The following is a 13,941-nucleotide window of genomic DNA, read 5'->3' as shown; positions in this document are numbered from 1 at the left end:
CGGTGTGAAGAAGTTCTTGGAGGAAGCGGCTGTTACGGCGAACGGTCCGGTTACGGATACGGTGTATAAGCTCGACTGTCGGGCGCCACAGGTTGCGGCGGCGGCCTTGCCGGGGCAGTTTGTCAATATTGCCCTTACAGGAAGAAATACCTTTTTACGCCGTCCCTTCGGCATTGCCGGTGTTTCTGCTAAAGCCCGTGAAATCACAATTATTTACCGCATCGTCGGCACGGGAACGGAGAATATGGCGAAGCTGCGGACCGGTGACCGCTTTTCTATAGAAGGTCCCTTGGGTGAGGGAACTTTTTCGACGAAACCGGGAAAAACGCTTCTTGTCGGCGGCGGTGTCGGCTTGGCGCCGCTCATCTTCCTGGCACGGCGCTTGCCGGATAAGCCTATAGTCCTCGTCGGCGGCAGAAATAGGGAAGAGCTTTTTTGGACGGATTTTTTTGCAGAAAATGCGGAGAAGCTCTATGTGACGACCGATGACGGCAGTGCCGGTATGAAGGGCTTTGCCGTTGCGGCTGTACCGCATATATTGCAAAACCACGCCATTGGACGCATTGCCGTATGCGGGCCGACAGCCATGATGCGGACCGTGGCCGAGGCGGCTGCAGCGGCCGGCCTTCCCTGTGAAGTATCCGTAGAAAAACGCATGGCCTGCGGTATCGGCGTCTGTCTGGGCTGTACCTTTGAAAGCAAGATCGACGGCAAGCGCTATAAGGTTTGCACCGACGGGCCCGTCTTTGACGGCAGGGAGGTGTTCTGATGAAGCGGGAACGTATAGGAATCAATTTCCTCGGAATGCCTATGAATACGCCTGTCATGGGCGCTTCGGGTACCTTCGGCTTCGGCACGGAGTATGAAGATTTCCTCGCCATGAAAGATGTAGGCGCCGTCATCTCCAAGGGAATTACGCCTTTACCGCGTGCCGGTAATCCGGGTGTGCGCGTAGCCGAAACGGCAGGAGGCATGCTCAACTGCATAGGCCTCGAAAATCCTGGCATCGATGCCTTTATGAAACATATACTGCCGACGGTAAAACAATTGGATACACGTTTCATTGTCAATATCTCTGCCGGTACGGCCGATGAATACGGAGAAATGGCGGCAAAGCTCGATGTGAACGGTGTGGATGCGTTGGAAGTGAATATTTCCTGTCCGAATGTAAAAGAAGGGGGCATCATTTTCGGCACGGATCCGCAGGCGGCGGCAGCCGTGACAAAAAGTGTGAAAGCCCGTACGAGAAAACCGGTTATTGTAAAACTTTCGCCTAACGTGACGGATATTACGGTAATAGCGCAGGCCGTCGAAGCGGCCGGGGCCGACGCGGTAGCCCTTATTAATACGCTGACGGGTATGGCTATAGACATTACTGCGCGCAGACCGCTTCTCGGCAATATTACGGGAGGCCTGTCCGGCCCGGCCGTAAAGCCTGTTGCTCTGCGCATGGTTTGGCAGGTTGCAAATAAGGTGGACATTCCCGTCTTGGGCCTCGGCGGCATTGCGACCTGGCAGGATGCCGTCGAATTCATGTTGGCCGGTGCAAGTGCCGTTGCAGTAGGCGCATACAATTTTATAAATCCCCGTGCCTTGGCGGAAATTGCCGACGGCATGGAAGCATGGTGCCGTCGCGAAGGCATACACCGAATCGGCGATATTGTAGGCGCATTGGAGACATAAAAGCATTCCCCTTTTGCAATTGTGCAAAAGGGGAAATTTATGATAAAAAGCTATCGCAATCTATTTAATAGTATGAAATAAATGTTGCTATATACTGTGAATAACGGGTATAATGGCATTATATAATACCTTGCGGATGAACGGGCAGCGTGAAAGGCGGTAATCGAAAATGACCATGGATTCGACGAATCAGGAAGTTTGGATAGGTGTTGATGTCGGTACGACGGGCGTGCGCGCTATCGCTTACACGGCGGAAGGTGTAAATGTGTGCTCGGCGGAAGCCTTTTATCCGCTCTTGACGCCCCATCCCGATTGGGCTGAAGAAAGTCCGCTGCAAATCTACGAAGCCGTGGAAGATGTTATTCGCAGAACGGCGTCACAGCTGCGCTATAAGAATAAGGAATTATCCGGTATTGCTTTGAGTACAGTCATGCACAGCTTTGCTGGTCTTGATAAAAACAAGCAGCCCCTCATGGACATGCAGACTTGGGCGGACAGCCGCAGTGCCGGCATTGTGCGGGACATGAAGCTTGATGCCGACTTGTGCCGCAGCTTTTATGAACGGACGGGCTGCCCTGTACACGCCTGCTATCCGTTGGCCAAAATTATTTGGCTGCGCAGGCACCAGCCGGACTTATTCAGCCAAATGAAATACGTAGGTTCTCTGAAGGACTATATTTTTCGTAACTTTACGGGTGAATGGGTTATTGACCGTTCCGCGGCCAGTGCAAGCGGCCTGTACAATGAGTTTATTTTGGAATGGGATGAAGAAATCCTGCAGTACGCAGGTATTTCTAAAGACTATATGCCTCCTGTCGTCTCGACGACATACAGCAGCACCCTTACGGACAGCGCTGCCGCTTCCATGGGCCTGCCTGCGGGCCTTCCCGTCGTTATCGGCGCTACGGACGGCGTTCTCGTCAATGTCGGCATCGGTGCCGTCAATCCGGGCCAGTTGAGCGGCACTATCGGTACGAGCGGCGCTCTGCGCATGCTGACACAGGCACCGAAGACGGACAAGCGCATGCGCACGTGGTGCTACAACCTGACCGATGATGTGTGGGTCGCCGGCGGTGCCGTCAACAACGGCGGCATGATTTTGCGCTGGGTACGCGACAAAATTTGCCATTACGGCGGCAGTGCCCTGGAATCCCTCGACATCGACCCGTACGATCTCATGACTATGAAGGCGGAACACGTCGATGCCGGTGCGGACGGCCTTATTTGTCTGCCTTACTTTACGGGCGAACGTGCTCCCTACTGGAATTCGGAGCTGCGCGGTATGTTTTTCGGCTTTTCCTTAAATCACAGCCGTTCGCACATGATCCGCGCCGTCATGGAAGGTATTTGCTACAGTCTGAACAGCGTTATGTCGGCCCTGCGTGAGTTCGGCTCCGTTGAAGACATTCGTGTGAGCGGCAGCTTTACAAAGTCTCAGCTTTGGCTGCAAATTCTTGCCGATGTATTGAACGAGCCCATTACGCTTCCCGACAACAGTGAAGGTGCCGCTTTCGGCGCTGCCGTCCTGGGCTTTATTTCCGGCGGAAAATTGAGCGGTATTGCCGATACGGCAAGCCTCGTCCATCCGAAGAAGGTATATGTGCCGCAGGCGGAAAACGTAGCCGTATATAAAGAGCTGTTTCGGATTTTTGAACGGATTTACGAAAATTTACAGCCTGAATTTACGGCGATTACGGCATATCAGAACAAATTATAAGGAGGACCGAACGTGGCACAGGACATCGGGGTCATCGGCATGGCTGTCATGGGCAGCAATCTTGCCCTGAATATGGCGGATCACGGCTTTCGCGTATCCGTATACAACTATACCCCTGATTTGACGAAACAATTTACGGCTGAGCGGCCGCATGAAAATATTACACCTTACTATGACTTGAAAGGATTTGTAGACTCCCTGGAAAAACCGCGCAAGGTCATGCTCATGATCATGGCCGGCGCGCCGGTAGGCAGCATGGTCCTTCAGCTGTTGGATATTCTTGAGCCGGGCGATATCATCATTGACGGCGGCAACTCCTTTTTCGGCGACACGCGGCGCCGCTGCATACAGTGTAAGGAAAAGGGAGTGCTTTTTTTCGGCATGGGTATTTCGGGCGGTGAAGAAGGGGCACGTAAGGGACCGTCCATCATGCCCGGCGGCGACGCATCCGCTTATGAAGCCATTCGGCCCGTTTATGAGGCTATTGCGGCCAAAGCGGACGACGGCAGGCCCTGCTGTGCCTATATGGGCGAAAACGGAGCCGGCCATTTTGTGAAAATGGTGCACAACGGCATTGAATACGCCGATATGCAGCTTATTGCCGAAACCTATTTACTTCTCAAATACGTGGGCCGCTTTACGAATCAGGAAATGTCCGAAATCCTCCGCAGTTGGAATCAGGGCGAGCTGAAGAGCTTTCTCATCGGTGCGGCCGCAGATATTTTGGCGGAGCACGATGATGTCGCCGCCGGTTATATTATCGACAAGATCGTCGACAAGGCCGGCCAAAAGGGAACCGGCCGTTGGACGTGTATGGAAGCTATGCGCCTCGGCGTAAACGTTTCCATGATCGATGCCGCCTGCAACACACGTATTTCATCCAACGATTCCGGTCGTATAACGGCACGCCGGGCTATGGCACAGTCGGAATGTTCCCGTGCCGATAAAGAGGCCTTTGCGGAAATGGTGCGGAAGAGCTTGTATACGGCCAAAATCATTGCCTATGCGCAGGGCTTTTCCTTGTATCACACGGCATCGGACGCCTACGGTTGGCATTTGAACTTTTCCGATATCGCTTCCGTTTTCCGAGCCGGCTGCATTATTCAGGCCGATTTTCTCAATAAAATAGTGGAAGCCTTTCAACATAATCCGTCCTTGGAAAATCTTATGTTCGACGAATTTTTCCTCATGCGCATCAACGACGGTACGGACAACCTGCGGCACACCGTTTCGGCGGCCGCCCTCGGCGGTATTCCCGTACCGGCATACATGAGTGCCTTGGAGTATATAGACATATTCCGCAGCCGGTCCGTCGGGGCCAACCTGATTCAGGGACTGCGCGATTATTTCGGCGCTCACACCTTTGAGCGCGTCGATACGGGAGAAGCGGTTCACCACGATTGGAAACGGCATTAGTACTTTTTCGCCGCTTCTGCGGCCGGCAATTATTTTTCTATACAGGAGGTGCACAGCATGCCATTAATTATTTTAGCAATCGGCATACTCGTCTTGTTTTTTCTTATTGTGCGCGTTAAGCTCAACAGCTTTCTTGCGCTCCTGCTCGTAGCAGGACTCGTCGGCCTGGCCGAAGGAATGCCCGTTGCCAAGCTTATTCCCACCATTGAGAAGGGATTGGGCGGCACCCTCGGCGGCTTGGCTATCGTCGTGTCGTTCGGTGCCGTTTTGGGCAAGCTCATGGCCGAAAGCGGCGGTGCGCAGCGTATTGCGACGACGCTGATCAACGTTTTCGGTCGGCAGAACGTCAAATGGGCTGTCAGTCTGACGGGCTTTATCGTCGGTATTGCCCTCTTTTACGAAATCGGCTTCGTCCTGCTCATACCGCTCGTATTCACGATTGCGGCGGAAGCGAAGATTCCTCTTCTTGAAGTGGGTATCCCTATGGCTGCAGCCCTGTCCGTAACACACGGATTTCTGCCGCCCCACCCGGGTCCTACCGCCATTGCCGTCATTTATAATGCCGATATCGGCATGACCCTCATATACGGCGCCGTTATTGCCGTGCCTACGGCCATCGTTGCAGGTCCTTTGTTCTACAACTTCACGAAAGATATTAATCCGGCCATTCCTGAAGGACTGTATAATCCTAAAATTTTTGCCGATGAAGAAATGCCGAGCTTCGGCGTTTCCGTATTCACGGCCCTCGTGCCGGTCGTCCTCATGGCGGCATCGGCTATTGCCAAACTCGTCCTCGACCAGGCGTCGGCGGCGGCAGTGATCCTCGAGTTCCTCGGCCAGCCCGACATGGCCCTGACCATTTCCGTGGCTATAGCTTTGTATACATTCGGCCTGGCGCGCGGCAAAAAGATGGATGAAATCATGATTACCGTTAAGGATGCCATTCTCGCTATTGCCATGATTCTTCTCATCGTCGGTGCAGGCGGTGCATTGAAGCAGATTCTCATCGACAGCGGTGTGGGAACGTATATCGGTACCCTCGTTGCCGACGCGGGTCTTGCGCCTCTCGTCCTTGCATGGCTTGTAGCGGCCGTTATTCGTACGGCTTGCGGTTCGGCGACCGTTGCGGCTCTTACAGCCGGCGGTATTGCCGCCCCCATTTGTGCCGCTACCGGTGCCAATCCGGAGCTCATGGTTTTGGCGACGGGCGCAGGATCTCTGATTTTCAGTCCGCCCAACGATCCGGGTTTTTGGCTGTTTAAGGAATTTTTCGGCTTAACCGTAAAAGAAACGATGCGTACGTGGTGCGCCTTGGAAACGATTATCGCGGTTATGGGCCTCATCGGCGTACTCGTATTGAATGCTTTTGTGGCATAGTCATTCAGGCAGAGAGTGTTGACATATGATTAATGAAAATATAGAAAAAATCCCCTTTCTCCGCAGCGCCTATCCCGGCATGACCAAATCGGAACGGCGCATTGCCGAATACATGGCACAGCAGCCGGAAGTTTTTTTGAGAATGACCATTTCCGAGATTGCAGATCAAACGGAGAGTTCGGAAATTACGGTATCCCGGTTTTGTAAGAAACTGGGGTACAGGGGGGGACAAGAATTAAAGCAGGCCTTGACGGCATATTTGCTGACCAGTGAAATGCAAAACTACCATGATATCGGCGTTGACGATTCGTGCAGTGCCGTTGCGGCTAAAATATTTCAGAATATTACAGACGGATTATTGGATACGCTTCAACTTCTCGACTATCGGGCTGTAGACCGGGCTGCCGCAGTTTTGCGGCAGGCTCGGCGCATCGCCGTCTACGGGTTCGGCAATTCCGCAACGGTCTGTCGTGATATTATGACACGGTATTTGCGTCTCGGTTTTGCCATTCAGGATTATTCCGATTCCCATATGCAGGTGACGTCGGCGGCTATGCTCACACCGCAGGATGCGGTCATTGCCGTCTCTCACACGGGAGCGACAGACGAGCTTATACAGTCCGTGAAGGTGGCGAAAAAGAGAGGCGCGGCCGTTATCGCCCTGACCAGCCATATTCACCCGCCCTTGGCGAAGCTTGCCGATATTTGCCTGCACGGTATGGGGCGGGAGGTCAATTACTCTTCTGAAGCCGGCGCGTCCCGTCTGATTCACATGGCCGTTGCGGACATACTCTATACGCGTATTGCCATGGCCGATTCGGAAACGTTTAAGGATAATATGGAACGTATGCGCATGGAAATCAGCAAGAAAAAATCCAACTGATACACTCTTGGAGGATAATATGTTTAACTTTGATATACTTGCCATGGTAGCGGGTATTCCCGGCTTAATTATCGCCATGACCGTTCATGAATATTCTCATGCCCGTACGGCTGTCGCTATGGGAGATGATACACCCAAAAGGGAAGGACGGCTTACCTTGGATCCGATTGCCCACATTGATCCCGTCGGCCTGCTTATGTTGTTTATTGCACGCTTCGGCTGGGCCAAACCGGTTATGATCAATCCCGGAAATTTTCGAAATTGGCGGCGCGGCGAGATTCTTGTCGCCTTTGCCGGACCGGGAGCAAACTTTTTGGTCGCCTTTTTGGCAATGGGGATGATAGCCGTATTTAACCGATTTGATGTGCTCTTGTCAAGCGGTATGCTCCTGGTATTGCAATTAATCGTAATGTATAATATCAATTTCGCCGTTTTTAATTTACTGCCTATTCCGCCCCTTGACGGTTCGCGGATCCTGACAGCTCTTTTGCCGCAGGAATGGGCATATAAACTGGCCGGCCTGGAACGATACTCACTCCTGATTCTCATCGTATTGTTGATGACGAATATATTGGGAACGATCCTTATTCCCGTGCAAAGGGGCATATTGATACTTTACCAAATGGTGTTGTCCCTGTTTTTATAAGAATGAGATAGTAATTTGTATGCAAAATGACCGTCCCCTTGAGGACGGCCATTTCGGTTATGGAAAATTTATTTTGCTTTTTCAAAGTGTTCGTTTACCTGTTTCCAGTTGACTACATTCCAGAAAGCATCAATGTAGGCCGCACGGGCATTCTTATATTTTAAATAGTATGCATGTTCCCACACGTCGAGACCGAGAATCGGCGTCTTGCCTTCGCTGAGAGGTGAATCCTGATTGGCCGTGGACATGACCTCGAGCTTACCCTTGTTTACGACAAGCCAGGCCCAACCGGAGCCGAAACGACTTGTGGCGGCTTGGGTAAAGAGTTTTTGGAATTCCGCCGTGCTGCCGAAAGCCGTATTGATAGCGTCTTCCACGGAGCCGCAAAGCTTGCCGCCGTCAGGACTCATAATATTCCAGAAGAACGTGTGGTTTGCATGTCCGCCGCCGTTATTGCGAACGGCTGTACGAATATCTTCAGGAACGGCGTTCAGATCGGCGACCAGTTCTTCAGCCGTCTTTGCAAAAAGCTCCGGGTGCTTTTCAACAGCGCCGTTCAAATTCGTTACGTACGTGTTGTGGTGTTTGTCGTGATGGTAATGCATTGTTTCCTCGTCGATATACGGTTCCAACGCCGCATATGCGTACGGCAAATCGGGTAATGTGTATGCCATAATAAAAAACCTCCTTATAAAAAGTCGATAATGATTATCATATGACAAGTATAACAAATAATACTTAAAAAGTCCAGATTATAATCACGCAGATATATACAGTTATTGCATGGATGGATATACGAATATAAGCATATGTATTGACAGGGAACGGTAAAATGCATATACTATGAACAATAATAAGGAAACGCAGTGATGGAGAAGCAAATCGGAGTCTTTTTCAGAGAGTTGCCGGCCGGTGCGAGGCGACAGGACTGTGAGGCGTTCCGCTCCGGAGCGGCAAATGACGAATTTGACGGGCTGCGCCCGATATAGCGCTTAAAGATGGCCGTACGGCAAGTTGGGTGGCAACGCGGGAATATGCTCTCGTCCCTGAGGGACGGGAGTTTTTTTGTTTTTTCGCATTACGGCAAATTGGGTGGTACCGCGAGATACGGAGAGGCTCGTCCCAAGTGGACAGCTTCTCCGTATTTATTTTTTCCGGGAAGTGAGGAGGAAAGACGGTGGAAAGAGTCTATAACTTTAATGCCGGTCCGTCGGCCATGCCGCTGAACGTGTTGGAAGAAGTACAGCACGAGTTTTTGAATTTTAACGGGACCGGCATGAGTATCGTTGAAATCAGTCATCGCAGCGACGCGTATCAGCGAATGCAGGATGAGACCGTTTCGCTCTTGCGCAAACTGCTCGCCGTTCCCGACGACTACGTCGTCGCCTTTATGCAGGGCGGCGGCAGTTTGCAGTTTCTCATGCACGGTGCGAATTTCCTGCGCCGCAGGGGCGGCTACATCAATACGGGCGTGTGGTCGGAGAAAGCCAAGGAAGCGGCTTCCTTTTTCGGAGAAGTGTATGATGTGGCGTCAAGTGAAAAAGACGGTTTCACATACATTCCCGGGGCTGCCGATTTTACGGTTCTTCCCGATACGGATTATGTCTATATTACGTCGAACAATACAATTCACGGCACGCAGTGGCAAGATTACCCGACGGTCGGCGTCCCTCTTTTCTGCGATGCATCCAGCGACTTTTTGGCACGGCCTGTGGACGTGAGCAAGTTTGCTTTTATATACGCGGGTATTCAGAAAAATGTCGGTCCTGCCGGTGCGGTCATCGGTATTATGAAAAAAGAACTGCTGCGGACAGCAAAGAAAGACTTGCCGCTTATGCTCAAATACGGTACCTTTTTTGACCACGATTCGACATACAATACGCCGCCGGTTTTTTGCATTTATTTCGTCAACAAGGTCCTTCATTGGTTGGAGTCTCTGGGCGGCTTGGCAGCCATGGAAGCGCGCAACCGCCGAAAAGCGGCCGTCATCTATGAAGCCGTTGATGAAAGCGACGGTTTTTATAAAGGGCATGCGGCAAAAAATTCGCGGAGCATCATGAATATTACCTTCAACCTGCCGTCGGCGGAACTGGAAAAGAAGTTTGTACATGAAGCGGCGGAACGAAATTTAACGGGTCTTAAAGGGCACCGTTCCTTAGGCGGCTGTCGGGCGTCCGTATACAACGCGGTGACACTTGAAGCCTGTGAAGTATTGGCGGATTTTATGAGGATATTTCGCAAGAACCATGCATAACATAGACGGGAGGATGCGGCAATGGAAGAGATGATGAAAATACTGGTAAGCGACGACGTGTCGGCTAAGGGCGTCGAGTTATTGCGCAGGAACGGATATCATGTTGATATAAAAACAAACCTCGACGAAAAAGACCTCATTACGTGCATCGGCGAGTATGACGGCCTCATTACGCGGTCTATGACGCACGTTACAGCGGAGGTCATTGAAGCGGCGGGGAAGCTTAAAATCATCGGCCGTGCCGGTGTCGGTATCGACAGTATCGACCTCAAAGCCGCTACGGCTCGCGGTATTATTGTCGTCAACGCGCCGACATCCAACACGATTGCCGCGACGGAACACACGTGCGCCATGATTTTGGCCGTTACGCGCCATATTCCGCAGGCTCACGATTCGCTCATGGCCGGCGAGTGGAACCGGGAAAAGTTTACGGGTATTCAGCTCAAGGACAAGACCGTCGGGATTATCGGTGTCGGTCGTATCGGCTCGCGTATTGCCAAACGCATGCAGGCCATGGAAATGAAGACTATCGGCTATGACCCGTACATACCGGAAGAACGGGGCAAGCAGCTGGGCTGCGAGCTCGTCGATTTGGATACGCTCTTGCGCGAAGCGGATTATATTACGCTCCATACGCCGCTGACAAAGGAGACGCGCGGCATGATCGGCGCTGAAGAAATAGCGAAAATGAAAAAGGGTGTGCGCGTAATTAACGTATCGCGCGGTGCCGTCCTCGACATACATGCCCTGGCCGCCGCCCTCAAAAGCGGTCACGTTGCCGGCGCAGCCGTAGACGTTTTCCCGGAAGAACCGCTTACGGCGGATATCAATCCCTTCAAGGGCATGGAAAACGTCGTCATTACACCGCACATCGGTGCATCGACCGTAGAGGCTCAGGAAGGCGTGTCCGTAGATGTGGCCGAAGGAATTATGGCCGGACTGCGCGGTGAACCGGTGCCGACGGCCGTCAACATGGTACCTATTGCCAAGAACGTTTATCTTACAATTCAGCCCTACTTCGATCTGATGGAACGTATCGGCATCATCGGTGTATACTTGGCTGAGGGGCCTATGAAGGAAATTACGGTCGAATACACGGGGAAGCTTGCCGAAACGGAGACCGGGCTTTTGACGACGGCCGTTTTGAAAGGTGCGCTGAATCCGATCCTGCAGGATTCGGTCAATTTCGTAAATGCGCCGGATGTGGCCAAGCAGCGGCATATTTCGGTCAAAGAAATACGCAGCGCCGACCCCGGTACCTTTGTTGACGCCGTTACGGTACGCATTGTGACGGAAAAGGGCGAACACAGCATCGTGGGAACTTTATTTAACCGGACAGAAGCGAAAATCGTGCAGATTGACGGATACCGCGTCGATTTCACGCCGGAAAACTACCTTATCCTGGCACCGCATATTGACCAGCCAAATATGATCGGCCAGATTTCGACCATCCTTGGCGAAGCGCGGATCAATATTACGGGCATGCAGGTCGGGAATATGACGCAAAAGGGGACGAATATAATGGCTATTGCCGTCGCCGACGATATTCCAAGCAATGTCATGTTGAAGCTCAAGGCAATCGACGGCATTTTGGATATGAAACTCATTCATTGTGAGCCGCACCAATAAGGAGGAGACCGATGGTACGTATTATTTTAGTTCGCCACGGCCAAACGGAGTGGAACGTTACGGGTCGCTATCAGGGACAGGAAGACACCCCGCTCAGCGCTTATGGCCGGGAGCAGGGAGAAAAGCTGGCTCGGAGCCTCAAGGACATTCCTTTCGACGTCTGCCTGTCGAGCCCTTTGCAACGTGCTTTTATAACGGCCAAACTCTGTGCCGATTTGCATAATCTTTCCGTTGAAAAGGACGAACGATTGACGGAAATCCATCACGGTGATTGGGGCGGCCGCCTTACGGAAGAAATTGAAAGCCTGTATGCCGACGAGTTTAAGGCTTGGCACAAAGCCCCTCATACGGTGAAAATGCCCGGTGCCGGCGGCGAATCGCTGGAAGACGTGAGAAAACGAGTGCGCCCGGCCTTTGACGACTACGCCGCCCGCTTTTCCGGCAAAACCGTGCTCGTTGCCGCTCACGATGCGGTAAACAAGGTTATTATTTGTGATCTTCTCGGTATGGGAATCGACAAATTCTGGCAAGTAAAGCAGGATAATACGTGCATTAACGTCCTGGAGGAACAGGACGGCAAGTGGCGCCTGGTCCTGCTGAACTCAACACTTCACATGGGATATTTATTCAGCACGACAGACCAAAAAGGCTTATAATCAGCGTACAATGAGAGGAGATATTAATATGTTGGATGCAAAATTTATTCGTGAAAATACAGAGGCTGTAAAAGAGAATTTAAAACGACGCAACACTGTCGTCGACGTGGATACTTTTATTGAACTTGATGCAAAACGGCGCGATTTGTTAGGCCGCGTTGAAGCCATGAAAAGCCGCCGTAACGAAGTGACAAAAGAAATCAGCGTGCTCAAACGAAACAAAGAAAATGCAGATGAAAAAATTGCGGACATGAAAAAATTGGGCGATGAAATTGCGGAACTTGATGAAAAAGTGAGGGACACGGAAAACAAGATGGTCGCCATCCGGCTCATGCTGCCCAATATGTGCCATCCGTCCGTTCCCGTCGGCAAAGACGACAGCGACAATCCGGAAGTGCGTAAGTGGGGTGAATTGCCGCACTTTGATTTTCAGCCCAAAGACCATTGGGAAATCGGTGAAGCTCTCGGCATCCTTGACGCCGAACGGGCCGGTAAAGTGGCGGGTTCGCGCTTTTATTTCTATTTAGGTGCCGGCGCTCATTTGGAACGGGCCGTTTATAATTACATGCTCGACCGCCATACGGAAGTGGATGGCTATACGGAGGTGATTCCGCCGTATATCGTAAATCGCGAGTCAATGCAGGGAACGGGGCAGTTGCCGAAATTTTATGAAGACATGTTCCGTATTGAAGGACAGGAAATGTTCATGATTCCGACGTCGGAAGTACCGCTCACGAATTACTATCGCAACGAAATCATTGACGGTGCGAAACTGCCCGTTTACTTGACGGCCCTTACGCCGTGTTTCCGTGCCGAAGCGGGATCCGCCGGCAGAGATACGCGCGGCCTTATTCGGCAGCACCAGTTCCACAAAGTGGAAATGGTAAAATACGTTACCCCCGAAACGAGTTATGACGAACTGGACAAGTTGACGCAAAACGCCGAGGCTATTCTGCAGGAACTCAAGCTGCCGTATCATGTCGTCTGCCTTTGCACGGGCGATATCGGTTTTTCCGCAGCAAAGACCTTCGACGTGGAAGTATGGTTCCCGGCGCAGGGCAAGTATCGCGAAATCTCGTCGTGCTCCAATACGGAAGATTTCCAGGCACGGCGTGCGAATATTCGTTTTCGCCGCGATGCCAAGTCGAAGCCCGAATACGTCCATACGCTGAACGGCTCCGGTCTTGCCGTAGGCCGCACGGTCGCGGCCATTCTGGAAAACTGCCAGCAGGCGGACGGCTCCGTCGCAGTACCGGAAGTGCTCCGTCCGTATATGAAATGCGATGTCATTAAATCCGTATAAGGCAAGAGAATTCCAATGGCCGGGTCATGCCGTCAAGATATGTGAGAATTGGCGGTATGACTTGATTTTTTTGCGGTCATTAAGTATACTAAGGTCAAGAGAAAACCCTACTGTGTGCGTAAAGGTACTCGATGTTTTGAACCAACACTTATACATCGGGAGTTCGGGCTCTATTGCGGTTAAACAATGCCTTCACTGGACTGTTGACTCCCAATAGGAGGACACCCACCTGCTCAGGCAGGCTCAAAACTCGGTTATAGACGGCATGGTGGGGCTTCTTTTTTGACAGATAATCCATGATTATTCGGCCGCTAAGTTAGCTTGGCGGCTTTCTATATGGTACGAAACCTATAAATCTACAGGAGCGCTATAATTGG

General features: G+C 51.7%; 13 protein-coding genes and 1 other RNA gene. 13 read left to right on the top strand and 1 reads right to left on the bottom strand.

The window, feature by feature from the left end; all coding sequences use genetic code 11:
* The first annotated feature begins 4 nt into the window (after positions 1 to 4).
* From BQ2674_RS04440 to BQ2674_RS04410, 7 genes are all read left to right on the top strand, one after another.
* On the top strand, positions 5 to 769 hold the full coding sequence (locus BQ2674_RS04440; RefSeq protein ID WP_075572635.1) for a dihydroorotate dehydrogenase electron transfer subunit: 765 nt from the start codon (positions 5 to 7) through the stop codon (positions 767 to 769).
* Positions 769 to 1,683: a dihydroorotate dehydrogenase gene (locus BQ2674_RS04435; protein WP_075572634.1), complete on the top strand. Its 915-nt coding sequence runs from the start codon at positions 769 to 771 to the stop codon at positions 1,681 to 1,683. Before BQ2674_RS04440 ends, BQ2674_RS04435 begins: the two co-directional genes overlap by 1 nt.
* A gap of 169 nt (positions 1,684 to 1,852) precedes the next feature.
* Positions 1,853 to 3,400 (top strand): gluconokinase, encoded by a 1,548-nt coding sequence (locus BQ2674_RS04430; RefSeq protein ID WP_075572633.1) that lies wholly within the window; start codon positions 1,853 to 1,855, stop codon positions 3,398 to 3,400.
* A 12-nt stretch (positions 3,401 to 3,412) separates the two neighbouring features.
* Positions 3,413 to 4,816, top strand: coding sequence for a decarboxylating NADP(+)-dependent phosphogluconate dehydrogenase (gene gnd, locus BQ2674_RS04425; RefSeq protein ID WP_075572632.1), 1,404 nt, complete (start codon positions 3,413 to 3,415; stop codon positions 4,814 to 4,816).
* A gap of 57 nt (positions 4,817 to 4,873) precedes the next feature.
* Complete coding sequence (locus BQ2674_RS04420) at positions 4,874 to 6,193, top strand: gluconate:H+ symporter (RefSeq protein WP_075572631.1); 1,320 nt, start codon at positions 4,874 to 4,876, stop codon at positions 6,191 to 6,193.
* 25 nt (positions 6,194 to 6,218) lie between these two features.
* Entirely contained in the window at positions 6,219 to 7,076 is an 858-nt protein-coding gene (locus BQ2674_RS04415; protein ID WP_075572630.1) for a MurR/RpiR family transcriptional regulator, read from the top strand.
* 19 nt (positions 7,077 to 7,095) lie between these two features.
* Positions 7,096 to 7,722: a site-2 protease family protein gene (locus tag BQ2674_RS04410; protein WP_075572629.1), complete on the top strand. Its 627-nt coding sequence runs from the start codon at positions 7,096 to 7,098 to the stop codon at positions 7,720 to 7,722.
* Between the two features lie 68 nt (positions 7,723 to 7,790).
* On the opposite strand, the gene BQ2674_RS04405 is transcribed toward BQ2674_RS04410, so the two are convergent.
* The gene (locus BQ2674_RS04405; RefSeq protein WP_075572628.1) at positions 7,791 to 8,396 is read right to left on the bottom strand and encodes a superoxide dismutase; all 606 of its coding nucleotides are present in this window, start codon (positions 8,394 to 8,396) and stop codon (positions 7,791 to 7,793) included.
* Positions 8,397 to 8,588: 192 nt separating this feature from the next.
* Here BQ2674_RS04405 and BQ2674_RS08650 point away from each other — a divergent pair, with 192 nt between their 5' ends.
* The 6 genes from BQ2674_RS08650 to ssrS all read left to right on the top strand — a co-directional run bounded on the left by BQ2674_RS08650 (position 8,589) and on the right by ssrS (position 13,843).
* Positions 8,589 to 8,711 (top strand): hypothetical protein, encoded by a 123-nt coding sequence (locus tag BQ2674_RS08650; protein WP_268872865.1) that lies wholly within the window; start codon positions 8,589 to 8,591, stop codon positions 8,709 to 8,711.
* A gap of 188 nt (positions 8,712 to 8,899) precedes the next feature.
* Positions 8,900 to 9,976: a 3-phosphoserine/phosphohydroxythreonine transaminase gene (gene serC, locus BQ2674_RS04400; protein WP_075572627.1), complete on the top strand. Its 1,077-nt coding sequence runs from the start codon at positions 8,900 to 8,902 to the stop codon at positions 9,974 to 9,976.
* A 33-nt stretch (positions 9,977 to 10,009) separates the two neighbouring features.
* The gene (gene serA, locus BQ2674_RS04395; protein ID WP_075573359.1) at positions 10,010 to 11,605 is read left to right on the top strand and encodes a phosphoglycerate dehydrogenase; all 1,596 of its coding nucleotides are present in this window, start codon (positions 10,010 to 10,012) and stop codon (positions 11,603 to 11,605) included.
* Between the two features lie 11 nt (positions 11,606 to 11,616).
* Complete coding sequence (locus BQ2674_RS04390; RefSeq protein WP_075572626.1) at positions 11,617 to 12,261, top strand: histidine phosphatase family protein; 645 nt, start codon at positions 11,617 to 11,619, stop codon at positions 12,259 to 12,261.
* 28 nt (positions 12,262 to 12,289) lie between these two features.
* Positions 12,290 to 13,564, top strand: a complete 1,275-nt coding sequence (gene serS, locus BQ2674_RS04385) for a serine--tRNA ligase (protein WP_075572625.1) — start codon at positions 12,290 to 12,292, stop codon at positions 13,562 to 13,564.
* 101 nt (positions 13,565 to 13,665) lie between these two features.
* Positions 13,666 to 13,843, top strand: a non-coding RNA gene (gene ssrS / locus BQ2674_RS04380) — 6S RNA.
* Positions 13,844 to 13,941 lie beyond the last annotated feature (98 nt).

The organism is Megasphaera coli, assembly GCF_900095855.1.
Classification (GTDB): domain Bacteria; phylum Bacillota; class Negativicutes; order Veillonellales; family Megasphaeraceae; genus Megasphaera; species Megasphaera massiliensis_A.
Note: the sequence above shows the minus strand (reverse complement) of the source record. Positions and strands in the feature narration are given on the sequence as shown.